This window comes from Paenibacillus sp. sgz302115, from assembly GCF_056120445.1.
The window spans coordinates 130393-156247 of the sequence record NZ_JBVYOK010000015.1; the positions used below are offsets into that span (position 1 = coordinate 130393).

At 52.6% G+C, this 25855-nt stretch carries 19 protein-coding genes; 16 read left to right on the forward strand and 3 right to left on the reverse strand.

Annotated features, from left to right (window positions below):
• Positions 1 to 34 precede the first annotated feature (34 nt).
• The 3 genes from iolG to AC0LWN_RS23865 all read left to right on the forward strand — a co-directional run bounded on the left by iolG (position 35) and on the right by AC0LWN_RS23865 (position 3645).
• Positions 35 to 1054 (forward strand): inositol 2-dehydrogenase, encoded by a 1020-nt coding sequence (iolG, locus tag AC0LWN_RS23855; RefSeq protein WP_474669754.1) that lies wholly within the window; start codon positions 35 to 37, stop codon positions 1052 to 1054.
• Positions 1055 to 1121: 67 nt separating this feature from the next.
• Positions 1122 to 1952, forward strand: coding sequence for a 5-deoxy-glucuronate isomerase (iolB, locus tag AC0LWN_RS23860; RefSeq protein WP_474669756.1), 831 nt, complete (start codon positions 1122 to 1124; stop codon positions 1950 to 1952).
• A gap of 688 nt (positions 1953 to 2640) precedes the next feature.
• Positions 2641 to 3645, forward strand: coding sequence for a LacI family DNA-binding transcriptional regulator (locus AC0LWN_RS23865; protein WP_474669758.1), 1005 nt, complete (start codon positions 2641 to 2643; stop codon positions 3643 to 3645).
• 88 nt (positions 3646 to 3733) lie between these two features.
• On the opposite strand, the gene AC0LWN_RS23870 is transcribed toward AC0LWN_RS23865, so the two are convergent.
• Positions 3734 to 5113 carry a DJ-1/PfpI family protein gene (locus AC0LWN_RS23870; protein WP_474669760.1) on the reverse strand — a complete coding sequence of 460 codons (1380 nt, stop codon included), beginning with the start codon at positions 5111 to 5113 and terminating at the stop codon, positions 3734 to 3736.
• A 474-nt stretch (positions 5114 to 5587) separates the two neighbouring features.
• On the opposite strand from AC0LWN_RS23870, the gene iolC reads away from it, so the two are divergent.
• The 11 genes from iolC (at position 5588) to AC0LWN_RS23925 (ending at position 21433) form a co-directional block, all read left to right on the forward strand.
• A complete protein-coding gene (gene iolC / locus AC0LWN_RS23875) occupies positions 5588 to 6598 on the forward strand; it encodes a 5-dehydro-2-deoxygluconokinase (RefSeq protein WP_474669762.1) in 1011 nt (336 codons plus the stop codon).
• A gap of 45 nt (positions 6599 to 6643) precedes the next feature.
• Entirely contained in the window at positions 6644 to 8104 is a 1461-nt protein-coding gene (locus AC0LWN_RS23880; protein WP_474669764.1) for a CoA-acylating methylmalonate-semialdehyde dehydrogenase, read from the forward strand.
• A 20-nt stretch (positions 8105 to 8124) separates the two neighbouring features.
• Entirely contained in the window at positions 8125 to 10071 is a 1947-nt protein-coding gene (iolD, locus tag AC0LWN_RS23885; protein ID WP_474669766.1) for a 3D-(3,5/4)-trihydroxycyclohexane-1,2-dione acylhydrolase (decyclizing), read from the forward strand.
• An 87-nt stretch (positions 10072 to 10158) separates the two neighbouring features.
• Positions 10159 to 11055 (forward strand): myo-inosose-2 dehydratase, encoded by an 897-nt coding sequence (iolE, locus tag AC0LWN_RS23890; protein ID WP_474669835.1) that lies wholly within the window; start codon positions 10159 to 10161, stop codon positions 11053 to 11055.
• Between the two features lie 308 nt (positions 11056 to 11363).
• On the forward strand, positions 11364 to 13616 hold the full coding sequence (locus AC0LWN_RS23895) for a helix-turn-helix domain-containing protein (RefSeq protein WP_474669768.1): 2253 nt from the start codon (positions 11364 to 11366) through the stop codon (positions 13614 to 13616).
• A 393-nt stretch (positions 13617 to 14009) separates the two neighbouring features.
• Entirely contained in the window at positions 14010 to 15623 is a 1614-nt protein-coding gene (locus tag AC0LWN_RS23900; protein WP_474669770.1) for an extracellular solute-binding protein, read from the forward strand.
• A gap of 76 nt (positions 15624 to 15699) precedes the next feature.
• Entirely contained in the window at positions 15700 to 16602 is a 903-nt protein-coding gene (locus AC0LWN_RS23905) for an ABC transporter permease (RefSeq protein WP_474669772.1), read from the forward strand.
• Positions 16603 to 16626: 24 nt separating this feature from the next.
• Positions 16627 to 17499, forward strand: a complete 873-nt coding sequence (locus tag AC0LWN_RS23910; RefSeq protein WP_458966468.1) for a carbohydrate ABC transporter permease — start codon at positions 16627 to 16629, stop codon at positions 17497 to 17499.
• A gap of 32 nt (positions 17500 to 17531) precedes the next feature.
• Complete coding sequence (locus AC0LWN_RS23915) at positions 17532 to 18194, forward strand: hypothetical protein (protein WP_474669775.1); 663 nt, start codon at positions 17532 to 17534, stop codon at positions 18192 to 18194.
• A gap of 49 nt (positions 18195 to 18243) precedes the next feature.
• The gene (locus AC0LWN_RS23920; RefSeq protein ID WP_474669777.1) at positions 18244 to 19980 is read left to right on the forward strand and encodes a hypothetical protein; all 1737 of its coding nucleotides are present in this window, start codon (positions 18244 to 18246) and stop codon (positions 19978 to 19980) included.
• A gap of 61 nt (positions 19981 to 20041) precedes the next feature.
• The gene (locus AC0LWN_RS23925; RefSeq protein ID WP_474669779.1) at positions 20042 to 21433 is read left to right on the forward strand and encodes an MATE family efflux transporter; all 1392 of its coding nucleotides are present in this window, start codon (positions 20042 to 20044) and stop codon (positions 21431 to 21433) included.
• An 83-nt stretch (positions 21434 to 21516) separates the two neighbouring features.
• On the opposite strand, the gene AC0LWN_RS23930 is transcribed toward AC0LWN_RS23925, so the two are convergent.
• Positions 21517 to 22707 carry an MFS transporter gene (locus AC0LWN_RS23930; RefSeq protein ID WP_474669781.1) on the reverse strand — a complete coding sequence of 397 codons (1191 nt, stop codon included), beginning with the start codon at positions 22705 to 22707 and terminating at the stop codon, positions 21517 to 21519.
• Positions 22708 to 22926: 219 nt separating this feature from the next.
• Here AC0LWN_RS23930 and AC0LWN_RS23935 point away from each other — a divergent pair, with 219 nt between their 5' ends.
• Positions 22927 to 23466, forward strand: coding sequence for a PadR family transcriptional regulator (locus AC0LWN_RS23935; RefSeq protein WP_474669783.1), 540 nt, complete (start codon positions 22927 to 22929; stop codon positions 23464 to 23466).
• Between the two features lie 112 nt (positions 23467 to 23578).
• Here the strand turns inward: AC0LWN_RS23935 and AC0LWN_RS23940 are convergent, their stop codons facing one another.
• Positions 23579 to 24865 carry a Gfo/Idh/MocA family protein gene (locus AC0LWN_RS23940; protein WP_474669785.1) on the reverse strand — a complete coding sequence of 429 codons (1287 nt, stop codon included), beginning with the start codon at positions 24863 to 24865 and terminating at the stop codon, positions 23579 to 23581.
• A 123-nt stretch (positions 24866 to 24988) separates the two neighbouring features.
• Here AC0LWN_RS23940 and AC0LWN_RS23945 point away from each other — a divergent pair, with 123 nt between their 5' ends.
• Positions 24989 to 25807, forward strand: coding sequence for an AraC family transcriptional regulator (locus AC0LWN_RS23945; RefSeq protein ID WP_474669787.1), 819 nt, complete (start codon positions 24989 to 24991; stop codon positions 25805 to 25807).
• The last annotated feature ends 48 nt before the right edge of the window (positions 25808 to 25855 follow it).

A 25855-nucleotide genomic window follows, 5' to 3' on the forward strand; every position in this document is an offset into this window, starting at 1 on the left:
TTAAGCGCTTACCCTCCAAGGAGGATAAGCGAAAATGGTAAATCCAATCGTAGTAGGCATCATCGGCGCAGGCAGAATCGGCCGCCTTCATGCGGATAATCTGCGTGTGATGCCGTCTTTTAAACTAAAATCAATCGCAGAGGCTGTAGTAGGCGAGGAATTGCTGGCCTGGGCGGAAAGCCGGAACATGGGCTCTGTATTTGTAAATGGGGAAGATCTGCTGAATGACCCTGAGATCGAAGCGGTATTCATCTGCACACCGACGGATACCCATGCATACTGGATTGAACAGGCTGCCCGCGCCAAAAAGAATATTTTCTGCGAGAAGCCGATCAGCCTGTCATCCGCACAGACCAGCCGGGCGCTGGAGATTGTTAAGGAAGAAGGCGTATTGCTTCAGGTCGGCTTCAACCGCCGGATGGACCCGAGCTTCCGCAAGCTCAAGCAGCTGGTTCAGTCAGGAGAACTGGGCAAGCCGCATGTTGTGAAGATCACGTCGCGTGATCCGCAGCCTCCCGGCGAGGCTTATGTGCGCTCTTCCGGCGGAATGTTCATGGATATGACGATTCACGATTTTGATATGGCCCGCTACCTGATGGGTGAGGAAGTAGTTGAAGTGTACACCCGGGGCGCCAATCTGGTCGATCCGATGTTCGGACGCTGTGAAGATGTGGACACGGCTGTGATTACGCTGACCTTCGCCAGCGGCGCGATCTGCGTGATTGATAACAGCCGGAAGGCCGTCTACGGCTATGATCAGCGGGTAGAGGTGTTCGGCTCCCACGGGTCGGCAACCGCCGACAACTGCCGTCCGACCACGGTGGAGGTTTCCACTGCGGCATCGGTCACGCGTGATCAGCCGCTGCATTTCTTCCTGGAGCGGTACAACCAGGCCTTTACAGATGAGGTAGCTGCGTTTGCCCAGGCGGTTCGCTTGCAGGAGCCTATCATCTGCAGCGGTATTGACGGGCAGCAGGCGGAGCGCCTTGCCGAAGCGGCAAAGGAATCGCACCGCACCGGGCTTCCGGTCAAGCTGTCTCATGGTGCCGTATAGAGAATATCGCCGGCAATACAGGTTTTGTAAGCGGATGCAAATATAAAGGCAGAGGAGGCCGGTGAAGATGCCCGATTTAGTCATTAAGGCCGGAGCACCCGGTAAGGATGGACTGGTGGCGGCCGTAAGCAAGGAGAGCGCCGGGTGGAAATATGTAGGTTTTGAAGTATATCAGTTGCAAGCTGGGGAGCTGCTTACCCGCAGCGCGGAAGGGAACGAGGTCTGCCTGGTGCTGCTGGCGGGCAAGGCGGACGTAAAGATAGATGGTATAGTTTTCGCCGGCATCGGTGAACGCATGTCCGTGTTTGAGGATATGCCGCCGTATGCGGTGTACGTTCCGGCAGGAGGGCAATATGAGGTTAGCGCGCTGACGGAACTGGAGCTTGCCGTCTGTCTTGCTCCGGCAACAGGCAAATATGCCCCGCGGCTGATCGCTCCGTCCGATGCAGTGGCCGAGGACCGCGGCTCTGGCAGCATGTCGCGGCGGGTGGTCAACATTCTTCCCGAGCAGAGTGAAGCCGAGAGCCTGTTGGTGGTTGAGGTGCGCACGGGAGGGGGCAACTGGTCCAGCTATCCTCCGCACAAGCATGACCAGGATAATCTGCCGGCAGAGTCCTATCTGGAAGAGACGTATTATCACCGGGTAAATCCCGCCCACGGCTTTGTGGTGCAGCGGGTATACAATGACGACAGAAGCCTTGACGAAACGATGGCCGTGGCGGACCGCAGCATTGTGCTTGTTCCGGAAGGCTACCATCCGGTATCCGCCCCGCCGGGCTACGATTCTTATTATTTAAACGTGATGGCAGGCCCGGTCCGTACCTGGGTCTTCCATAACGACCCGGAGCATGAATGGCTATTCGGGGCGCAGCAGCGCCGCCCGGATAAGCAGGAATAATCAAGGGCAGACAGAAGAGGGGCTTCCGGAATGGCGGAGGCCCCTTTTTGCGCAGAATTTAGTTGAATAACTGAGGTGGATTTCCCCACTCCCCCTCCTCGTTCTAAGAACGGCAATTCTGCCGTTATTTCAGGCCGAACCCGGTAATCTTACTCTAACAACGGCAATTCTGCTGTTATTTCAGATCAAACCGGGTAGTCTTGCTCCAACAACGGCAATTCTGCCGTTATTTCAGACCGAACCGGGCAGTCTTACTCTAACAACGGCAATTCTGCCGTTATTTCAGATCAAGCTAGCCAACTTAACGGTTTTCCTTGTTTTCTCTGTTCTTAGGTTTGGACAACTCCCCGGCACAGCTTCATAGACACCGTCTGGCGAGTTCCCTATAATCTAAATAAGTTGAACTTAAAAAAATCATAAAAAGGTAGGAGTGCGGAGGGGAAGTTTGGATACTTACGGAGCGGTAGCGTCCGCCTGAGAGCTTTCCGTAGGAAAGCTGGCATCGTAAGCACAAGCTGTCTGCGGATTTCAACCGCGAAGAGCGGTATAAATCAAGAAATCTGCAGACAACAGCGGCCGGAAGTCCAAACATTCCCCGCAGTTACGACCAGTACCCTAATATGAAAATCTAAAGTTCAACTTATAATAGATATAAGATTGCATGAACGCAAAGGCGGGCTTACTAACGATGAAACCTACGATATATGATGTGGCACGGGAAGCGGGAGTCTCCATCGCTACGGTGTCCAAGGTGCTGAACAAGAGCGGGAGGATCAGCGACAAGACACGGCAGAAGGTGAACCGTATCATGGAGGAGCTGAATTACCAGCCGAGTCTGGTGGCCTCTGCGCTGACGAGCCGCCGGACAGGAACAATCGGGCTGATGATTCCCGATATCGCCAATCCCTTTTTTGCGGAGGCAGCCCGCAGCATTGAGGATTACGCCCAGGAACAGGGGAGCGACTTAATCGTGTGCAGCACGGACCGGAACGATGAGAAGGCGGCCAGATACATCTCGCTGCTCCTGCGCAAACGGGTGGACGGCCTAATCATTGCCTCTCATACCGGGAACCTGGACATGATCCGCCGTCTGCTGGCTGATCATGTGCCGCTTGTGCTGTTCTCGGCTGATATCCGTATGATGGAGTGCAACTCCGTCACGGTGGATGATTATAAAGGCGGCTACCAGGCCACGGAATACTTGCTGTCCTTGGGACATCGCAAATTGGGTATCATCTCCGACAATTTGCCTGGGAGCAAGCTGCGTGCTGAAGGCTTCCTGGATGCGCTGAAGGCGGCGGGTGTCCCTTTTGACAACCCGGCTAATATCACGCATACTTCGGCCACATTGGAGAACGGCCGGAAAGCGGCTGCGGCGATGCTGGGCCAGCCGGAGGCAGAGCGGCCGACAGCGGTGTTCGCCTGCAACGACCTGCTCGCTATCGGGGTATTGAAAGAGGCGCGCAGCGCAGGTCTGTCCATTCCCCGCGATCTGTCCGTAGTGGGGTTTGACAATACGATGCTGGCTGATATTTGTCATCCTACCTTAACCAGCATTGCCCAGCCCCTGCGCGAGATGACGGAGCAGGCTATGATTCTGCTGAACCAATCCATTGACAACCCGGATAGTCCGAAACGCAAGATTATGCTGATGCCTGAACTGGTTGTCCGTCATTCCACAGGTCCGGTATGATGAGTCTTTAACTGCAGCTGCCCCGGTCGTATGGCTTTTTAATCCAAATTGTTATTGAAAGTCATTCAAGGAGTCGTCACTAACAGCACTATCTCGATGCGCTTATATCAGTGGATGCTCCTTTTTTCCTGCGGATGAAGCGCCGATCGATGAAAAAAGCGATGAGCAAGGACAGGACGCCGAGCAAAACCGGTATGCCAAACGCTTCAAAAGAAAAGGAGCTGCCTTCCAGCTTTAGGTGGTCGGTGGCGCGATATTCGAGCCGCTTAGCGGCAAATTTAGCCGTCTGAACATCCTCTTGCCCGGCCAAATCCTCGAATGTGGGATCCATTGCAAACCGATCCGCCGCGTCGCGGTGTAAGAACAACAGTTTCGCGCTGTTGCTGCTGTTCTTCCATTGGTTGATGTCTTCGGCGGCCGCAGACTCGGCATCGGCACCGACGACAATCATTTTCGCCAGATTAGGCACGTTTTTTATCTGATAACGCGCGACCAGGGTCAGGCCGTGTTTCGTTAGGATCGGTTCGTTCGCATTGGAGACAGTTAACGTCGACGTCGTACCGGAAGCGGCGAACGTATCGAATGCGGCGGCCAAATCCAGTTCATCGGCGCCGTTATATAGCAGCACGCCCGCCTTTACTTTGTTCCATTGATAAGCGTTGTTCAGTACGTATGTTATATCGCTCAACCCGGCAACGAACGGTTTCATTTGCGGGTTTGTCACGTAATCGTAAGAGGGATAGTTCATCTCTTTCGCCACTTTCTTCGCCGCCGCCTCACCCAACTTCTGGGAGATGACGTACAGCGTAGCATCAATCCCTGATGTCAGACCGGCAGAAGATACGATATTGCCTTGCGAGATGTAGCGCTGATCTTTCACCCACTGGATTTCCGGATATTTTTTAATGAGCCGGTTGATGTCCCCCCAGTGCGTCGCGGCCGATTTACCGTTCAGCAAGCCGGTATCCGCCAGATTTTCAGCCCCGTTGCAAATGGAGATCAATGTCGTCTTTGCGCCCGAGTGTTTCCGGATCCATTCACGGACAGGTGCATATTTTTTCTCGTCCAAAATCGGCATAAACGGAATGACGATAATGTCCGGGCTTTTGCCGAGCATCGTATCCATTTCGTCAAACGAATAATGCGGGACGACATCGAGTCCGCCGGTTAGTGATTTAATTTCGCGATCGGGGGCAACACCGTACACATTGTAAGCTTCAGTCATCGTAAACATTTCGTACGGGACGAGAAAATCAAATACTTCCGTCACTTCGTTCGCCAGCAGCACAGCCACTGTCGGTTTGTTCACGTCATATTTCGGTACCTGCACATCCGTCAATGCAGGGGCGGCTTTATCGTAAACCGACATTCCGGCATTCATTGTATTGATGTACCCCACCGCACCTGTCCCCCCTACGACGATGACAAAAACGATGAGATAGATAATGATGCGTAATATAGTCTTCAATTGTTTTGCTCCTTCCAGTTAATATAGATTGCTTACCCATAAAAATTTAACAAAACAAAATGAGCCTATCATCAGTCTGTGGTTCGGAAGAGGAGCTCGACAAAAGTTGGAGCGGTCACTGGACCTTAGTCTGTTCTCTTTTTTTAGCATGACTCGATAGGGCTATATTTTTAATAAAACGGTGACAAAGGCGCAACTTGTATTGAGACTACTGAAGAACTAACGCTTCTCATTCTAGCGGCACCCTAAAAATCAAAGAGACCTCTGTCCTTTGCAAATCCGGGCAGGCAGGCGTGCAACAATGATGACAGCGCTTCAAATTTGGGATTGCCAAACCTGCACTTCTAAACTATACTTAAGGGGAAAATTAGGTTAAGCGCTTACCCTCCCCCCGATGATTATTGTGCACCATTTTATTTCAATCCATTTTTCCTGATTCATCCTTTTCACGGAACTTTTCAAGGAGGCGTCACTATGAACGGTTTACAGTTCGATCCCGCCCGGCCGCTGGATTTAATCGCCGTCGGCAGGCTCTGTATTGACCTCAATGCCAATGAAACCGGAAGACCTATGGAAGAGACGATGACGTTTACCAAATATGTCGGCGGTTCTCCTGCCAATATTGTGATCGGAACGGCGCGGCTGGGCATGCGCACCGGCTTCATCGGCAAGATTGCCGATGATCAGATGGGCCGTTTTATCCGCACCTATCTGCAGAACAATCATATTGACGACAGCCAGGTGACCGTTGACCGGACCGGAGCGGTGACCGGGCTTGCTTTTACGGAAATAAAGAGCCCTCAGGAATGCAGTATCCTGATGTACCGGGACCATGTGGCCGATCTGCTGCTGGATACGAATGAGATTTCCGAGGATTACATCCGCAAATCCAAAGCACTGCTTATCTCAGGGACTGCCCTTGCGCAAAGCCCCTCCCGCGAGGCGGTATTTCTGGCGCTGGAATTTGCCCGCAAGCATAATGTTACTGTATTTTTCGATCTGGATTACCGCCCTTATACCTGGAAATCAGCCGCAGAGACGGCGGTTTATTATAACCTGGCTGCTGAGAAATGCGACTGCATCATCGGCACCCGCGAGGAATTCGATATGATGGAGAATCTGTACAATGTGACTGGTGCAGACGACGAAGCAACGGCCAGCCGCTGGTTCTCGCACCGGGCGAAGATGGTTGTCATCAAGCATGGCGGAAGCGGCTCCATCTCCTACACGGCGGACGGGCAGAAGCACCGCAGCGGTATTTTCCCGGCTAAGGTCCTGAAGACGTTTGGCGCCGGAGATTCTTATGCATCGGCCTTCATTCATAGTCTGATGCGGGGCGACAGCGTCAGCGAGGCTATGCGGCGTGGCAGTGCGTCGGCCTCCATCGTCATCTCCCGCCATAGCTGCTCGGATGCCATGCCGACCCTGGAGGAATTGGACACGTTTTTAAGCACCAATGAGGAAATCTTCGCAGGCGCAGAGTAAGTGCAGCAACAGCAACATAACATTAGAGCCAAAGGAGTGGACAGGATGGGACAGCAGACGGTACAAGTGCTGAACAACTATATAGACGGGCAATGGGTGGCAGCGGCTACGGAGCTGACGGAGGCGGTATATAATCCGGCTTCAGGTGAGGAGCTGGCTAGAGTGCCGCTGTCAAGCAGAGCTGATGTAGACCGGGCGGTAGCGGCGGCGAAAGCAGCTTTTGAAGGATGGTCCAAAACGCCAGTGCCGCGCAGAGCGCGAATTTTGTTCAAATACCAACAGCTTTTGGTGGACCATTGGGATGAGCTGGCCAAGACCATTACGCTGGAGAATGGGAAAAGCTTCAAAGAGGCTTACGGCGAGGTGCAGCGCGGCATCGAGTGTGTGGAATTCGCAACCGGTGTGCCGACGCTGATGATGGGAAGACAGCTGCCGGACATCGCAACAGGCATTGAGTCCGGGATGTACCGCTACCCTATCGGTGTTGTTGGCGGCATCACGCCGTTTAATTTTCCGATGATGGTGCCTTGCTGGATGTTCCCGCTCGCCATTGCCTGCGGCAATACCTTTGTGCTGAAGCCCTCTGAACGGACACCGCTGCTGGCGGCGCGTCTTGCGGAGCTGCTGGAGGAAGCTGGTCTGCCTAAGGGAGTACTCAATGTGGTTAATGGTGCGCATGATGTTGTAAATGGCCTGCTGGAGCATCCCGATGTGAAGGCGATTTCCTTTGTAGGCTCGCAGCCGGTAGCCGAATATGTGTACAAGAAGGGAACTGCGAATTTGAAAAGGGTTCAGGCTCTCGCGGGAGCGAAGAACCATTCCATCGTGCTGTCGGACGCGAACCTTGAGGCTTCGGCAACGCAGATTGTTAACGCAGCCTTCGGCTCTGCCGGGGAGCGCTGCATGGCTTGCTCCGTGGTAACGGTTCAGGAAGAGGTAGCGGATGAGCTGATCTCGATCCTGCTGCGTGAATGCGACCGGATGAAAATCGGCAACGGCCTGGAAGATGATACGTTTCTTGGGCCGGTTATCCGTCAAGGCCATAAGGAGAGAACGGCGGCTTATATTGAACAGGGCGTGGCCGAGGGTGCGAAATTGCTCAGGGACGGCCGGGCGGATGCCGCTGCGCAGGGACAGGGTTATTTTATCGGACCGACGGTGTTTGACGGAGTGACCCAAGCCATGAAAATCTGGCAGGAGGAAATCTTCGCGCCTGTTCTGTCGGTAATTCGCGTTAAGGGTGTGGAAGAGGCAGTCGAGATTGCTAATGCGTCGCGGTTTGCCAATGGTGCGTGCATCTTTACGAACGACGGCGGCAAAGTGCGCTATTTCCGGGAGCATATCGAGTCAGGCATGCTTGGTGTGAATGTCGGCGTGCCGGCACCGATGGCCTTCTTCCCCTTCTCCGGCTGGAAGGATTCCTTCTACGGCGATCTTCATGCGAATGGAAGCGACGGGGTTGAATTTTACACACGTAAAAAAGTCGTTACTGCCCGCTGGCAGTAAGGCATGGAGGAGGAATTCATGTGGATAGGATCAGATTAACGACGGCGCAGGCACTGGTGAAATTCCTGGAGCAGCAGTATGTGGACTTTGGCGGCGGGCCGGAGCGGTTCGTACACGGCATATTCACTGTCTTCGGCCACGGGAATGTGCTCGGCTTGGGGCAGGCGCTGCAGGAGGCTTCGGGAGCGCTAACGGTCTACCAGGGAAGGAATGAGCAGGGGATGGTTCATGCGGCGACCGCTTTCGCCAAGCAGAGCCGCAGGCGGCGGATCATGGCCTGCACCGCTTCGGTGGGGCCGGGCTCGGCCAATATGCTGACAGCCGCCGCAACCGCGACGGCTAATCAGATTCCCGTGCTGCTGCTGCCCGGCGACACGTTTGCTACCCGCCAGCCCGATCCGGTGCTGCAGCAAATGGAGCATACTCATAACCTGTCGATTACGGTCAATGATGCCTTCAAGGCAGTGAGCAAATATTGGGACCGGATTTACCGGCCGGAGCAATTGATGACAGCACTACTGAACGCGATGCGTGTGCTGACCGATCAGGCCGACACAGGGGCGGTTACAATCGCGCTGCCGCAGGATGTGCAGGGAGAGGCCTGGGACTACCCGCTTGATTTCTTCCGCAAGCGCGTTCACCGGGTCGCTTCCCGCCTTCCCCGGCCGGACGAAATTGCCGCAGCGGCTGACCTGATTGCCGGCAAACAGAAGCCACTGCTGGTCTGTGGGGGCGGAGTCCGGTATGCGGATGCCGGAGCGGACCTGCGTGCTTTTGCAGAGAGATTCGCCATCCCGTTCGGTGAAACGCAAGCAGGCAAAAGCGCGGTGGCAAGCGACTGCGCCTACAATCTCGGCGGCATAGGTGTCACCGGCAACGGCAGCGCGAATAGCCTGGCCGCAGAAGCAGACCTGGTAATCGGTGTGGGCACCCGGTTTACGGATTTCACCACAGGCTCGAAGAGTCTATTCGCACACCCTGAGGTGGAGTTCCTGACGATCAACGCGTCTGCTTATCATGCGGCCAAGCTGGATGCGCTCGCAGTGGTGTGCGATGCCGCCGAAGGCCTGAAAGCGCTGTCTGCGGCCCTGGAGGAGCGCGGCTACCGCTCTGCTTATACGGATGAAATCGTATCGGCCAAGGCGGCGTGGGAAGCGGAAAGAAAGCGTCTGGCCGGCGTAGAGTATACCGGGAATAAGGGAGCTGAAGGCTCCTTTGTGCCGGAGATTGCCGGACATCTCGATGAGAAGCTCCCGGAATATGCGGCGGTGCTGAATACTTCACTGACGCAAACACGGGTACTCGGCATTCTCAATGAGTACATTCCGAAGGACGCCATTGTCATTGGGGCCGCAGGTAGCCTGCCAGGCGATATGCAGCGGATGTGGAATTCGGCTGTGCCGGATACCTACCATATGGAATACGGATTTTCGTGCATGGGCTATGAAATCTCCGGTGCGCTCGGCGTGAAGCTGGCGGAACCGGAACGGGAGGTATACGCGCTGGTAGGCGACGGCAGCTATCAAATGCTGCATTCGGAGCTGGTAACAAGCCTTCAGGAGAACAAGAAGATCAACGTCATTCTGCTGGACAATGCGGGCTTCGGCTGCATCAACAATCTGCAGATGGAGCAAGGCTTGAACAGTCTGGGCACAGAATTCCGCCACCGCAGCCCGGAAGGGCAGCTTAGCGGCGAACTGATGCGCATCGACTATGCAGCCAGTGCTGCCGGCTATGGTGTTAAGACCTTCCGTGCGGCAACGGCGGAGCAGCTCTACAGCGCCTTGGAGGAAGCCCGGAAGCAGGAGCGGTCCACGCTGATCGACATCAAGGTGCTGCCAAAGACAATGACTCATGGCTATGGAGCCTGGTGGCATGTCGGGGTACCGGAAGTGTCCGGCAGCGAAGCGGTGCAAGCCGCCTATGAGCAGAAGCGCGGGCAACTGGAGAAGGCGCGCAGCTACTGAGACAGCCCGGGCTGACGAAGTATGAATGCAACAATGCAGCGGCAGGCCCGCGCCTGCCGTATGGTGACAACGGAGGGGTAGACGATGATGTTCAAAGAACATGCGGTCAAGCTGGCGATAGCTCCTATCGCCTGGACCAATGACGATATGCCTGAGCTTGGACGGGATAATACCTTTGAGCAGTGTATCAGTGAGATGGCACTGGCCGGGTTTCAGGGAAGCGAGGTAGGCAACAAGTATCCGCGCGACCCGGACCGGCTGCATAAGGCTTTGGAGCTTAGAGGACTTGAGATTGCCAGCGCCTGGTTCAGCGCGTATCTGACGGTCCGCCCATATGAGGAGACCGCTGCGGCCTTTTGTGCGCACCGTGATTTTTTGCATGCGATGGGGGCCAAGGTGATTGTGGTTTCAGAGCAGGGGCGGAGCATTCAAGGGCAAATGGATACGCCGCTGTTTGCCAGTAAGCCTGTGTTCACGGAAGCGGAATGGACTGCTCTTGCGGAAGGACTGGGCGGGCTGGGCAGATTGGCTGCCGAGAAGGATATGACGCTTGTGTATCACCACCATATGGGGACCGGAGTGCAGAGTGCGGTTGAAATTGCCCGGCTGATGGAGCTTACAGACCCGGGTGAGGTATCCCTGCTGTTCGATACCGGGCATCTGGCCTTTGCCGGCGAGAATCCGCTGGAGGTGCTGCGCTTCCATTTACCCCGGATTAAGCATGTGCACTTGAAGGATATCCGGCCGGAGGTTGTCGAGCGTGTCAAGCGGGAAGGGCTTAGCTTCTTGCAGGCTGTAAAAGCGGGAGCGTTCACCGTGCCCGGTGACGGCTGCATCGCATTTGCAGAGATTTTTGCCGAATTGGCCCGGCACTCCTATACGGGATGGTTCGTAGTGGAAGCGGAGCAAGATCCGGCGCTTGCCGATCCATTGGAATATGCGATCAAGGCGCGCCGCTATATCAAGGAAATCAGCGGTTTGTAAACCGCAGGTGGGCAGTTATTCGCCGCTTGGCGGCTGCCCGGGCGGTGTGTATGCGGGGTTGCACGGCTGTGTGCACCCCGCCTTTTTTCATGTACAGGGACAGGTTGGGATGGGTTGAGGCGGGATGTAAAAATTGGATGGCACCGTTTTTGTTGCTTCGTTGACCGGGTTCAGGCCGCATGTGCTATAATTGCAATTCGGAAGTATAATTGTTCATGAAGGCGCTGCCAATTCTCTGTGAACAGCGCTTGCGTCAACGGCCGGACTGCGGCCTGGTATTCTAACGGTTGTATTGAGGGGGTTGTCTATTGTTCCGTACCTGGTATCACCGCTTGCTGCTGTCGTACTTTCCTATTTTTTTGCTTACTGTAACGATACTGATCTTTGCCTCTTTTGTGTTTATCAACGATATTTCACGAATGGAGACCAAGAAGGCGGATCGCATCACTGCCAGCTATCTCGTGGATAACGTGGACCGTACGATCAAGGAAGTCGAACTGTCGGTGCTGGACACTGCCGAAAGCAGCGATATGTATAAGCGTTATTTCAATGATGAAGGCCAGACAGATACGGGGGCAATATATGCAATTGCCCAGAGCCTGCGCAACCTGACCGACAAATCACCTTACATTCAATCCATTTATTTATATGACAAGAGAAATGAAAGCGTTTTAACAGAAACTGGTTTAAAAGACCTTTCAGGATTTATAGACGAGGACTGGATTAAGCGTATTGCCTCCGGCTCTTTGCCGGAAGGCTGGCAGCCCGTCAGGGAATACAAGGATGAGTTCATTCAGCGCACGTCTGTGCGTGTGCTTACCATAAATAAAAGCATGCCTCTGCCCTTCGGCTCACAGGGTGTGCTTGTCATCAATATTAAAATGAGCGGGATTGAACAGATTGTCGATAGCATGGTCAACGAACAATTGTCCTACCTTACTATTGCCGGAAGAGATGGAAAGATTATTTATCAGGCGCATTCGGACAGCGAAGGGGCAGAGAACGGCAAGCTGCTGAACACCCTGTATCTGGAAAGGCTTGGCTGGGAGTTCTCCAGCGGGATCAAGACGGGCAATCTGTTCAGTTGGGTTTCTGTGATCTCCTATCTCTGGGTGGCGGTTGCGTTCGGCACCGTCGTGTGCGCGGTTCTTTACCTCATATATGTGACCCGGCGCAACTACAAGCCGATTCAGGTGATTATGAACCGGATTGAAGGCCATCAAATTCGAACGATGGACAATTCCACCAACAGGCCGGACGAAATGAAGCTCATTGACGGGGTACTGGAGGATTTGATCAACAATTTGACGGATTATGACAAGAAGAGCAGGGAGAACCTGCTGCTCCAGCGCAGCAAGCTATTCACCGATCTGCTGCGCAGCGAGCGGACGGACAATATCGTCCAGCGGATGGAGGAGCTGTCGCCGCTCTCCGGTGCTAACTCCTCATCCCGGTTTACGGTTGTGCTCAGCGAAATTAACCGCTATGAGGAGGTTTTTCAGGAGCGCTACACAAGGGGAGACCAGAACACGCTCAAGTTTGCCCTGATGAATGTCTTTCAGGAATTGGCGCGGGGGGCTGATTTGCAGGGCTGGGCGGAGTGGATCGGCACCGACCGGGCAGCGATTCTCTTCTTGGCAACCGGAACTGATGAGAAGATGACCGAGAAAATCCGCATATTCGCCGAGGAATGCCGTGCGTGGGTAGAGCAGAATTTGCGTATCTCCCTCAGCTTTGGCATCGGACCGGTGGCGACGGGTCCGGGTGCGATCCGGGATTCCTATGCAGCAGCGGAGAATGTGATGCAGCACAAGCTCTTGATGCACGAAGATATCGCTTTGGCGGAAGGCGTAGAGGCGCGTCAGCCGCTGCTTGAGACTTATAAGTATTTACAGATGATTGCCGAGTTCGTCAAGCAGTTTCGGATGTCGAGCAGCCAGTGGCGGGAACGGCTGGAAGAGATTTTTGAAGCGTTTGAACGCGATTTTCTGCAGGATGACGATATTCGCTCTCTAATCCAGGCCATGCTGCAAATGCTGAGCCGTGAAGTGGCTGTGATGTCGGAGCAGCTGCAGGATGAGCTGTCGGCGGAGAATACCTCGATACGGCTAAAACTGCTGGAAGAAGCCGAATCCATTGATGAAATGAAGGGTATTCTATTTGAATATTTGACCGATTTATTCCGTACCTATGTCTCCGTCAGTGAAACCAAAAGCTACAGGGCGATGGTCAACGAGATCAAGAACTATATTGAAGAGAATTTTGCCAATCCCGATCTTTCCCTGAAGCATTTAAGCGACCGGTTTCAGGTATCCGGCAAATATGCCAGCTATCTTTTTAAAACGGAATTTAATATGAAATTTGTGGACTTCCTTACGGAGCTGCGGATGAAGGAAGCCGAGCACTTGCTGTTGGAGACGGACTATTCGGTGCAGGATATAGCGCTCAAAGTTGGTTATGCCAATGCTATTTCGTTCGGAAGGGTATTTAAACGGGTCGCCGGCATTACGCCGGGCGATTACCGCTCTTTGAAGCGCGGACGCCTGAACTCCAGAACATGAGCAGCATGGCTTTTTAGATAAAGCGTCAACAACTGAGCTTGTGCTAATTATTCCAGGATCGCAATCCTTGCTCGCCAGCCTCCGTCAGGAGGTGCAAACACGGATGCGGTCTTTATTTTTGGCAATTTTGAAAGCGGTTTATTGCACGAAAATGGTTGTATGGATAAACAGGAAGTCTGAATTAACGGCCAGGGGAGCATCCGAAACGGGTTTATTGTCAAACTGCCGAAATTCATGGAATACTGTGGGCATCCCCGGAACAACAAGCGGCCAAGTCGTACATTGGTAACGCTTACGTGAGAGGGATGCAGCTTCAGTGTTACACAGGTTTAAGGTTGGGGGAATCATGAAGTCACCATTAAAAAAGCCTGCAGAGGCGAAGGAGATGGAAAAATGACAGTGAACGTACACAAAGGAGTTCTGAAGAAAGCAATCGGGGTCGGATTAACTGCGGTAATGGGGGTATCCCTGCTGGCCGGCTGCTCCTCCGATTCTAAGAACAACACAGCAAACGGTGGTTCGTCAGCAGAAGGGGACAGCGCTAAGCGCGTCACGCTCAAAGTGGAAATATTCGACCGGGGCAACAGCCCGGCGCCTCAAACCATTACTAACAACTTTTTATCCAAGCTGGTGCAGAAAAATTTCGGCGATCCGAACAACATTGATGTTCAGTATGTACCGATTCAGCGCTCTGAGGAAGTTACGAAGCTGAACGTGCTGATGGCGAGTGACAGCGATGTGCCGGATATCGTATTTACTTATGATTCGAGCGTATTTTACCGCTATGCCCAGCAGGGCGGTCTGACCGATGTAGGAAAACTCCTCGATGAGTATGGTCCGAACCTGAAGAAGTTTATCGGCGACGAAACGCTGGCATTCGGACTGCTTGATGGCAAGCAGTTCTCCATCCCGGGCAAACGTGCGATCACGGGCCGTTACAGCTCCTACATCCGTCAGGATTGGCTGGATAAACTGGGCTTGCCTGTGCCAAAGACGACCGATGAGCTGTACACAACTTTGAAAGCGTTTAAAGAGAAAGACCCTGGCAAGCTCGGTAGCAAAAACATCCCAATGGGCATGGCGCTTGCTCCGGCTCAATATGAAACGCTGATCTACTCCTTCATTAAGCCAATCAGCGGCGATCTGACTTACAGCCAGCGGTATGAGCTGCCGCTTCATGAGGGCTTCAAGGATGCAATGCAGTTCCTGAACAAGCTCTACAATGAAGGGCTGATCAGCAAGGATTTCGGTCTGGATAAGGATAAGGCCCAATTGGGCAAGGATGTCCAGAACGGCAACACCGGCTATTGGTCGGAAGATGTGGATGCCCAGTTCTATGCAGAAGGCACTATGGATAATCTCCACAAAAATGTGCCGGGAAGCAAGGTCACACCGGTAGACGTGTACACGAATGCCAAGGTTGACAACAAACACATTAAATCCCGCTATGCCTCTAACGGTATGTACATCATGATTCCAAAGAGCAGCAAGCGCGCCGTAGAAGCGATTAAATATCTGGATTGGATGGCCACAGGCAATAACCTTATTGATATATACAATGGGGTTGAAGGAGAAAACTATGATATGGTCGATGGAATTCCGGTGGTCAAAGAAAATGTCCCTCAAGAATTTGCCGATCGTCTGTTCAATGGCGGCGACATGGCGATCATCTCCAACGGCAAGAACATCGGCGACCAGGCAACCAATGAAAAAGCATGGGTGATGGGCTTCCCGAAAAACAATCAGGAAATGCTGAAGCAGTCGATCGCTATCGCTAACACGGACACTGTAGGCCCGATCGTCTTCGGCAAGCCGATTGAAGGGGAAGCGCAATATGGCACTACACTTACAGATAAGCTCGATGTGATCATTGTAAAAACAACGATGGCTAAACCCGATCAGTTCGATGCGGTTTACGAGCAGGAAATGAAGGATTTCATGTCTTTAGGCGGAGCTAAGCTGAAAGAAGAACTGGATAAGGCAGTTAAGGAGCTTCCGGCAAAATAAACAAATAAAGTGAGAGCCGGGGGGGGGAGGTGCAATGCCGCTCCACCCGGTTTTTCTAAGATAGGAGGAAACCAACTTGAGCAAAGCGTCATACTTCAAACGGTATTGGCAACTATACGCGCTGCTTGCGCTGCCTATTACTTATTTCGTGATCTTCCGTTACGGTCCGATGTATGGTGTGCAGATTGCATTCAAGGATTTCAATCTGTTTCAGGGGATCGGGGGCAGTGAGTGGATTGGCTTTGACGCCTTCCGCCAGGTCTTTGGAATGAGGGAGTTCTACACCACCCTGCGCAATACCTTTATGCTGAATTTTCTTGATTTGCTGGTCTCTTTCCCGGCTCCGATCATACTCGCCATTATGCTGTATGAAATCAAGTCGGTATGGTTTAAAAAAGTATCACAGACTCTATTGTACATTCCCCACTTTATTTCCTGGGTGATCATTGGGGGGATTGTATACCAGTTGTTTGGCAACCAGTCCGGTATGGTGAACGAAGTTCTGGTAGGTCTGGGACTGAACCCTGTTCCGTTTCTAACGGAAAAAAATCCGTGGCTGATCACGTATCTCTTCACAGGTGTCTGGCAAAGTGCCGGTTGGGGAACCATTCTCTATCTGGCAGCGTTAACGGGTGTCAACAGGGAGCTGTTTGAAGCTGCCGAAGTGGATGGAGCTACAAGGCTCAAGAAAATCCGCTACATTACGCTTCCGAGCATCAAGCCAACCATCATTACACTGCTTATTCTCAATCTCGGGAAAATGGTCAGCATCGGCTTTGACCGTCCCTATGTTATCGGTAATACAACAGTCCGTGAATACTCCGATGTGCTCAGCACCTTTGTGTACCGGATCGGTCTGGAATCCGGGCAATATACGCTGGCTACCGTAATCGGATTGTTCCAGGCGGTGGTGGGTCTGGTGTTCATTCTAGGTTCCAACTATATTTCGAAAAAAGTAACCGGCAACGGTATTTTATGATAAACAGAAAGGAGACGGAGTGCTATGAGTGAACGTACCTCTAACCGTATATTCGATACCGTTAATATTACATTTGTGGCCGTATTCGTTTTGTTCTGTCTGGCCCCGTTTTTACACATTATTGCAGTGTCACTTAGCTCGAACCGGGCCATTACATCCGGCGAAGTGACGCTTTTTCCCATTGAAGTGAACTGGAACGCATACATCCAGGTGTTTTCCAATAATGCCATGATTCACTCGCTGATCTACACCGTTATTCTGACGATAGCCACAACTGTGCTATGTATGCTCTTCACCATTGCAGCTGCCTATCCATTGACGAAAAGTAATCTGAAGGGCCGCAAGTTTTTTATGTACATTATTGTCATCACCATGTTTTTCAGCGGCGGTATCATTCCTGAATATTTGCTGATCCGCGATTTGAAAATGATTGATACGGTCTGGTCGCTTATTCTTCCTGGCCTCGTCAGCCCTTTTAACCTTATTATTCTCATTTCCTTCTTCAATAATATTCCGCCCAGCCTGGAGGAATCGGCTGAAATTGATGGCAGCTCCCATTTCCACACCCTGCTGCGCATTGTGGTGCCGTTATCCATGCCTGTCATGGCTACGCTCGCTCTCTTCTATGCCGTGGGACGGTGGAATGGCTTCCAGGATTCCCTGATGTATATCAACAGTCCGGAGCTGTATCCGCTTCAGCTTAAGCTGTTCCAGATGGTGCAGAACAATATGGTCTCTGAATTGACGCAGCTGGAAGGGGCGAGCCGGACCGCACTGACACCGGAGAGTCTTAAGGCGGCCACCGTTATCTTCGCTACAGTACCAATCCTTGCCGTCTACCCGTGGCTGCAGAAGTATTTTGTCAGCGGTGTCATGCTTGGTGCCGTCAAAGGCTGAGCTGCATGGCGTAAAGAAAGGAGAACACAGGTATGCTGAATGATGCGGACCGCAAGCTGGCTGCCAGGTATGCTCCGCGCTTATTTTTCGATCATAACGAGCCATTCTTCCCGGTTCGCTTCGGGATAACGGTGCTGCGTCAGGACGGGGACTCTCCGTCCTTCCGGCGCCGCCTGGCGGTGAACCGCCCTGAGGTGGAGGCCGTTGTGGAATACGCCATTTACTACGATTATGATATTCAGCATCTATATGATCTGGAGCATGTGTGGGTGTACATCGGCAGGAATGGAGAGGTGGCGGATGTCGAAGCCAGCTTTCACGGTAAATACCTGAAAGGGCTGCTGCGCGGCCGCACCAACCTGAGCGGAACACGTGCTGGACTTTTTGTCCAGCCCGGCAAGCATGCCCTTTCCCCGCTTCCCGAACTATTTGAGCTGCTGCCGGGATTCAGCTCCTGCACGCAGGAGGAGGCAGGGGCGGATGGCCTGATTTACGGCCACTTTCTGGATGGAATTCTGGCGACGGACGATGAGATTAATCGACGGGTCCGCGCGTTTTTGCAGACCTGCCGGTTCACGCCATCCTTGTCCTACGGGAGCTGGGAATATGCGGACCGGGAGGACCTTTTCGTTTCCTGGAGCGAACTGTTAGCGGAAATCCCTGAGCGTGTGGGGAAAGAGCTGGAACGCCTGTAGGCCTTGGACCCGCCTAGCGGCGCAGAATGTTTATTTGGAGGGATTTACAATGTACAAGCAACTGGTGGACAGTAATGACAGAGCAGTAGCGGAAGGACTATCCCGGCAGGTGCTCGACCCGCAGAGCCGCTATTATGGGGGAACGATTGGTCCCGGAACGGGCATTGCCTGGGTCAATCACACGACAGGCACCCCGACCGAGATGTGTTATTGGGGGGCGGCCCTGGTCAACCCGGATTCTGCGTATTACCGGGATGAGGAGCTGCTTGCGCGGCTGCTGCTGGCGACGGAATTCGTACTGCGCGCACAGCATGAGGACGGCTCCATCTCCCCGGGCTGGACGAACTTTCATTCTCCGCCGGATACGGCCTTTGTCGTTGTGGGCTACGCTCAGTTGTACCAATTGCTGGCGGGTCAGGACTGGCAGCCGCTGCAGCCGGTAATAGACAATATGCGGCTGTTTCTTGAGCGCACCATTCCCGTCATGCTTACGGGGGGCTGCCACACGCCGAATCACCGCTGGGTGCTGTGCGCCGCGCTAGGGTTTCTGCATGAGCTGTTCGGGCTGGAAGCGGCTGTTCAGCGTGCGGATCAGTGGCTCGCGGAAGGAATGGACATTACGCCGGACGGGGAATGGACGGAGCGAAGCAACGGCATTTACAGTGCAGTCAGCGACATTATGCTGATTCATGCCGCCCGTCTGCTGAATCGGCGGGGGCTGCTGGAACCGGTTCGTCAGAATTTGCGCATGATGGTCTATCTGGTCCATCCTTCGGGCGAGATTGTTACCGAGTATTCCGGGCGGCAGGATCTGGGAAGCTTTCACGATCTGGCTCCGTATTATTTGCCTTATGCTATCCTGGCCCGCTCCGATAAGGATGATATGTTCGCGGGCATGGCTGAATGGGCCAGCCGCGCGCTTGAGAATCCGGGCGTCTGCTCCGTCAACGTGCTGGTACGGATGCTGCTGGAGCCGGAGCTTCAGCAGCCGCTTAAGGCAGAGGCGGCCCTTCCTGTGAAATATGAGAAAATGCTGAACGAATATTTCCTGCGGCACGGCTATTTGCAGCAGATGGAGGCTGCCGGCCATAACGGGAAAATCTATCACAGCCGGCTGCACACCGATTTCGGAGCGCCTGTTGTCCGCTACCGGGACGGCGACACCAGTGTCACGCTGATCACGGAGACACCTTCTTTCTTTGCGCTGCGTCACGGTTCCGTAAGATTGCTGGCCGTTCAGGTGGCGTCTTACTTTTATCCGGGATATGTGCCGATGCAGGAGATGACCAAGCTGCCCGAAGGATACCGCCTGACGGGAGAGCAGAAGAAGGGCTACTACGGTCCGGTTGAAGGAGCACTCCTTCCGCAGACATCTGAAACACCGGTCAGCCCTTGGTATTTGCTTCCGCACCAGAGCCGTTTGCTTACGCATGAACAGACATTCCGCGTACAGGCGGAGGTGCAGCACATAGGCGAGGACTGGACAATACGGCTGCATAGCGAAGAACCGGGGGAAGTTATGACCCAGGTCTCCTTCATTTTTGGCCGGGAGGGAAGCTTCACCTCTGGAGAGCTGCAGGCTGCAGAAGAGGACTCTTATCTCTGGAGCGGCGGCAACCTCCGCTATACATGCGGTGAGGAGTGGATTGAATTGACGGGAGGCGAGATGGGCCATCTGGCTGCCGGGGTGCGCGAGGCCAAGCTGCAGAATAACTGCAAGGCGGTGCTGGTCAACCTGGTGACTCCATTCGACAAGACGTTCACAATTAAATTATCTCCTTCTTGACTTATGCACCTCATATGTTAGAATAACGGGGCCCTAAATTCTAATATAAAGAAGTGAACTTATGCTAGAGCCCAAGGTGAATGTGAAGCAGGGCCGCCTGTTTCTCGACAAGTATTTTTCCGGAGAATCTATTGACTACCGTCAGATTATAGCTTTATTTATTCCCCTTCTGGTAGACCAGGCCTTTGTAGTGGGGCTGAACGTTGTGAATACGGCGATGATCAGCTCGTCCGGGGTGGCGGCAGTCAGTGCGGTGAACATGATTGATTCGCTGAATATTTTTCTGATCAGTGTGTTCATTGCTGTTTCAACTGGCGGAACCGTTGTTGTAGCCCAGTACAAGGGGAGCGGCAACGACCTCATGGTGTCCAAAGCAACCGCGGGAGCGGTATCGTCTGTGTCTTTGATGGCTTTTGCCATTGGAATGTTTGGGATCATCCTGCATGGTCCGCTGTTAAATATATTGTTCGGCGCGGCTTCCCCTGAGGTCATGGCGAATGCCCGCACGTATCTGATAGGCAGCAGCCTGTCCTATTTGGGAATCGCCGTGATGGAGGCGGTGTGCGGCGCGCTGCGCGGCATCGGAAGGACCCGCGTATCACTGATACTCTCGCTGATTATGAACTTCTCATATGTACTCTTAAACTTTGTATTTATCAACGGGCTGCACATGGGTGTGCTCGGAATGACTATTGCGATCAATGTCTCCCGGTATTTGGCGGCGATTTGCTCGCTGATCTATTTGTTCAAGCTCGACAGCAGCCTGCATGTGAAGATTCGTGATCTGCTGGTTCTGAACTGGTCGATGCTCAAAAGAATCATGTTCATCGGCCTGCCGTTTGCGGCGGAGCAGATGTTCTTCAATGGCGGTAAAATCCTGACGCAAATCTTCATTGTCAGTCTTGGCACTTATGCGATTGCCACGAATGCGATCTGCTCCGCGCTCGCCGGGGTTATGCAGATTCCCGCAAATGCTCTGTCACTGACCCTCATTACGGTCGTCGGCCAATGTATGGGGAGCCGGAATACGAAGGATGCGCGCAAATTTGTCAAATCGTTTCTGTGGCTGTCTTCGGCCTCCTTTGTGCTGATGGCGCTGCTGATCTTCCCGCTGTACAATCCGTTGGTGTCGCTGTTCCATCCTCCCGCTGAGATTCTCAGGGACATCTTCATTGTCTTTCTGATCAATTCAATTGCCCAGATTCCGCTGTGGTCGGTAAGCTTCATTACGCCTTCCGCGCTTAGAGCAGCGGGCGATTCCAAGTACACCTCTATGGTCTCCATGCTCTCTATGTGGCTGTTCCGCGTGGTGCTGGGCTACATTCTCGGCATTGTGCTCCACATGGGCATTATCGGGGTGTGGCTGGCGATGAACTGTGAATGGGGTGTGCGCGGCTTTATTTTCCTCCGGCGTTTTCTTGGGGAGAAATGGTATCAGCACCGCGTTATTTAGGGCAAGGATATTATGTACTGTGAGCTGTGACCCGTAAGATAGGAACTTTGAAAAAAGTGGCCCTCTTACGGGTCATTTGTATTTTAATCAGACTTGCGAACCCCTTCAGTTCTTCGGACACTTGGAAGCATGATGAGCATGTACACAAGTGCAACACAGCCAATCGCGAGATAGGAAAGCTTTAGCCCGATGGCATCGGTCAGCATGCTGCTGGTTACGGGTCCCAGAATCATTCCTAACGAATAGGCGGTGTTATAGAGGGCAAAGGTCATTCCATATGAAGATATTCCGCTTTGTTCCGAAATGTCTGCGAGTGCGGGAAGAGAAGGTGCAAGGACTATACCCATACTGATTCCCAAAAGTGCTAATGAAGCTGCCTGTATCCACATGGAGTTTGGCAGGGCTGCGAGCGGCAGGCTTATGGAGACTATTGCAAGTCCGATTAACATCGCTTTTTTATACCCAATTGTGCCGGATAGCTTGCCGATCCAAGGGGTAGCGAGTCCGTAGGATAATGTAGGGATAGCGAATAACATTCCGATAAAGCCCGGTTCGGCGTTGAACTTCTCCTGCAAATGCAGCGGGAGAGTCGGCTCCAGTACGCTGGGTATAGCTGCACCAATAACAACAACACCGCTGAGCAGCAGAAGGCTCCGATTCCGAAGCAAGCCGAAGGATGAGCGAAAAGTGTCCGATTTTTTCTCTGGTAAATCTCGTAATAGAAAGACTCTAAGCATCCCGTCGGCAATGGCAAGAACTGCTGCGAACAGGAAAGGAAGCTTGTAGCCGCCTAACTGGTACATCCAGCCCCCTAAGCTAGGCCCAAGCAGGATTCCTGCCGCCTGTCCTGACAAGGCAAGCCCCATGGCTTTGCCGCGTTCTTCGGAAGGGTACAGATCAGCAAGTATGGCTAATCCCGATGTCCAGGTAATGGCGGCGGCAAGTCCTTGCAAGGCTCTCGCAACTATAAGCATCCAATATTGTTCGGCAAATGCAAACAATAGTGTAGCTGCAGCCAAGCCAAGCAATCCCCATAGCATGGGGGCGCGCCGTCCAATCCGGTCTGATAAAGCTCCAAATATAGGCGTTGCGATGAAGAGTGCGAGAGCGTAGCTTCCAAAAAGCAAACCGATTTCTGTCTGGGATGCCCCAAGAGCGCTAGCATATTTAGGAAGAATGGGCACCACCAGTCCATAAATCAGCATATCCAGAAAAATCGCTATACCGACAACTAACAGAGCTGCCTTTTGCTGTGATTTGGTAATCGTGTTCATAAATAATTTCCATCCTCCCAAGTGAATACTAAAAGTATAATACTAAAATTATAGTATTGGTTTTACGATTGTATTGTAGCAACTAACCCATATTGTGTAAAGGAAGAGTTTTACATTGATGATCTTTACAGATGGCAGGTTCACATATAGTATTTAATGTTGTAGATGGATACTATAGTTTTAATATTATGATTTTATTATTTGAGTGGAGCGAAGATCATGACAAACGTAATGGTTCTTGGGCTGTTATTAAAATATGGGCCGATGTCCGGCTATGAAATCCAGCAGGCGATGGCCTCTGCTAAAACAGATAAATGGGCATATGTGCAGCCTGCATCTATTTACCATGCACTGAGAAAGCTCGAAAAGGATGGGTTAGTCCGTCTGGAAAAGATTGAGCAAACAGGCAACCGTTCAAAAGCCATTTATTCCATCACACCTAAGGGTAAGGATGAATTTAATAGCATGCTGATCAGTTCGTTCAAGAAGGCTTCGGTTGTTTTTCCATCCGCCCTGTACACCGTCCTTACGTTCATAGACGAAGCGCCGAAGGAAGAAATCATTGAAGCACTGGAGGTACAGCAGCAGGCGATTCAAAATATTTATGATGAAATGAAAGCAGGGCAAAAGGAAAAGGAGAAGTATACTGAAATTTCAAAGAATGTGCTGTTGATCTTTGAAAATATGTATGAGCAATGCGAAGTGCAGCTGCAGTTTTTACAGAAGCTGAAGCAGGACTTGTTGAGCGATCTGGTGTAACCGGTAACGAAATCTGTCCGCCGGGAGCGGACGAATATAATAATAAGGCGTGCTCTCCGGTCTTTGACTGGAAAACACGCCTGTTCTTGTATAAGTCCTCTATATTAAAAAGCTACATCCGCCACAAATCGTCAACCTTCACCGGCTGTCCTGTGCGCATGGAGCGGTTGGCGGCAATGCCGGTCATGATCGACATGGCGCCGTCCTTGTGGGAGGCAGCGCGGTTGAAGCGGTCCTCCTGTTTTTTATCAAAAATGTCGCGCAGCAGCACCGGATCCCCTCCGCCGTGTCCGCCTGCGGCGCTCTCAAGCTGAACGCGGTAAGGCTCCTGAAAATGCGGATAGATGGTAATATTGACCGCTTCCAGTGCGCCTTCATTTTCTTTTTTGCCGCCGGAATTGACGTAGGATTGTTCAGTGATGCGAACCTCCATCCGGCCCTGCGTGCCATTGAAGACGATAATGAAGCCTTCCCACGGCATATAAGCGTTCAGCGAATAGTTCATGACCGTCTTGTTCTTGTATTTGACCATTACACTCATTGTGTCCTCGATGCTGATGTTGTCGCCGAAGACGCTCTGGTCCCGCTGATATCCGTCCTCATGCTCGGCATCCAGGTACATGCGCTTCAGGGTTTCATTGCGGTCCAGATGGAGGGCAAAGGGATCATTCTCGGCCGCCTTGCTGCCATAAGCGCGCTGGTAAAATTCCGTGATTCCCCGCTTCTCAGCATTCTCCTTGCCATAGAACCGCAGATCGCCCATAGCGAACACGGTATCCGGCTGCGAAGCCAGCCAGAAGTTCATGAGGTCGAAGTGATGCGTCGATTTATGCACCAGCAGTCCGCCGCTGTTCCGTTTGTCCCGGTGCCATCTGCGGAAATAATCCGCTCCGTGTTGGGTGTTCAGCAGCCACTCGAAATTGACGGACAGGATTTCGCCCAGCACGCCGTCCATAATGATCTCGCGGATCTTCGTATTATGCGGAGCATAGCGGTAGTTGAAGGTGACGCGCAGATTCTTGCCGGTACGCTCAATGGCCTCGAAGATGTCACGGCATTTCTCCTCATCAATGGTCATCGGCTTCTCGGAAATGACATCACAGCCCAGCTCCATAGCGCGGATAATATACTTGTGGTGTGTCCGGTCAATGGTGGCTACCAGTACAAAGTCAGGTTTAGTCTCGGCAATCATCCGGTCGAAATCCTCGGCTTTATAGGTAGGCACTTCACGATAGCTGTATTTATCCTTCAGCATCTGGTTGGCATAATTCATCCGGGTCTGATTGACATCGCAGAAGGCCACCAGCTCAGAGGTTTCTCTGTAAGCGGTAACAAGTTCGCCGTAGTAAAATTCTGCCCGGCCGCCGATGCCGACGATGGCATACTTCTTTTTGGACAAGGGGATCACTCCATTTACTTGGATTTGTTTCTATTTTATAGTATAGAAAATGTTAAAAGTGAACGGGGATTAGTCTGATTTAGAGTAAAGTATGCGTATATTAACCTTATTTGGAGGCGCGGGATGGATTCAATATTTGAGGTGGAGCAGATCAGGCGGACCGGGAACTTCAATATGGATACCGACCATTTTCATGATTTCTATGAAATCTATTATTTGCTGTCCGGGGAGCGGCATTATTACATTCATAACCGGATTTATGCGCTGCAGGCGGGGGATCTAGTGTTTATCAATAAAAATGAGCTGCACCGCACGAACAGCCGCAACCGTTCGCCGCATGAGCGGATTCTGATCAGCTTCGATGACCGGTTCCTGAGGCCGGTGGCCGGAATGGATATGGACTGGATGAGGGTATTTGCGGGAGAGAGCTTTCTGCTTCGGCCAACCGCACATGAGCAAGGGGAGCTTGCTGACCTGTTCCAGGCTATGCTGCGCGAGCAGCGGGATAATCACCTTTGGAGCAGGCTCTACTTGCAGACGCTGCTGCTTCAGCTCTTGATCCGGCTGGACCGTATCCGGGGGGCGAAGCCTTCGGTGGTAAACCCTGAACAAAGTGAGGGGCAGCGTAGAGTGTACGATATTATTGAGTATCTGGATGCGCACTATAGCGAGAAACTGACGCTTGGCGGGATTGCCGAGCATTTCTTCATTAGCACCCCGTATCTGTGCCGGACGTTCAAGCAGACGACGGGGTTTACGATAGTTGAGTATCTGAATTATGTCCGCATCCGGGAGACAAAAGTTCTGCTTAAGGAGACGGATTGGAGGATAGCCCGGATTTCCCGGGAGACGGGGTTCGAGAGCATCGCCCATTTCGGCAGAATGTTCAAAAGCATCACCGGGCGCTCGCCGCTGCAGTACCGCAAGCAGAACCGGGAGTAGTGAGCTGTGTTATGGTGATGCGCCGGGGTCAAGGATTACACTGCAGGT

What these genes read in the sequence shown, in the direction of transcription:
- AC0LWN_RS23865 (WP_474669758.1), top strand. Translation starts at nt 2,641, where the DNA reads ATGAAACCTACGATATATGATGTGGCACGGGAAGCGGGAGTCTCCATC.
- iolG (WP_474669754.1), top strand. Translation starts at nt 35, where the DNA reads ATGGTAAATCCAATCGTAGTAGGCATCATCGGCGCAGGCAGAATCGGC.
- AC0LWN_RS23935 (WP_474669783.1), top strand. Translation starts at nt 22,927, where the DNA reads ATGACAAACGTAATGGTTCTTGGGCTGTTATTAAAATATGGGCCGATG.
- AC0LWN_RS23930 (WP_474669781.1), bottom strand. Translation starts at nt 22,707, where the DNA reads ATGAACACGATTACCAAATCACAGCAAAAGGCAGCTCTGTTAGTTGTC.
- AC0LWN_RS23910 (WP_458966468.1), top strand. Translation starts at nt 16,627, where the DNA reads ATGAGTGAACGTACCTCTAACCGTATATTCGATACCGTTAATATTACA.
- AC0LWN_RS23925 (WP_474669779.1), top strand. Translation starts at nt 20,042, where the DNA reads ATGCTAGAGCCCAAGGTGAATGTGAAGCAGGGCCGCCTGTTTCTCGAC.
- iolC (WP_474669762.1), top strand. Translation starts at nt 5,588, where the DNA reads ATGAACGGTTTACAGTTCGATCCCGCCCGGCCGCTGGATTTAATCGCC.
- AC0LWN_RS23880 (WP_474669764.1), top strand. Translation starts at nt 6,644, where the DNA reads ATGGGACAGCAGACGGTACAAGTGCTGAACAACTATATAGACGGGCAA.
- AC0LWN_RS23900 (WP_474669770.1), top strand. Translation starts at nt 14,010, where the DNA reads ATGACAGTGAACGTACACAAAGGAGTTCTGAAGAAAGCAATCGGGGTC.
- AC0LWN_RS23915 (WP_474669775.1), top strand. Translation starts at nt 17,532, where the DNA reads ATGCTGAATGATGCGGACCGCAAGCTGGCTGCCAGGTATGCTCCGCGC.
- AC0LWN_RS23945 (WP_474669787.1), top strand. Translation starts at nt 24,989, where the DNA reads ATGGATTCAATATTTGAGGTGGAGCAGATCAGGCGGACCGGGAACTTC.
- AC0LWN_RS23920 (WP_474669777.1), top strand. Translation starts at nt 18,244, where the DNA reads ATGTACAAGCAACTGGTGGACAGTAATGACAGAGCAGTAGCGGAAGGA.
- iolB (WP_474669756.1), top strand. Translation starts at nt 1,122, where the DNA reads ATGCCCGATTTAGTCATTAAGGCCGGAGCACCCGGTAAGGATGGACTG.
- iolE (WP_474669835.1), top strand. Translation starts at nt 10,159, where the DNA reads ATGTTCAAAGAACATGCGGTCAAGCTGGCGATAGCTCCTATCGCCTGG.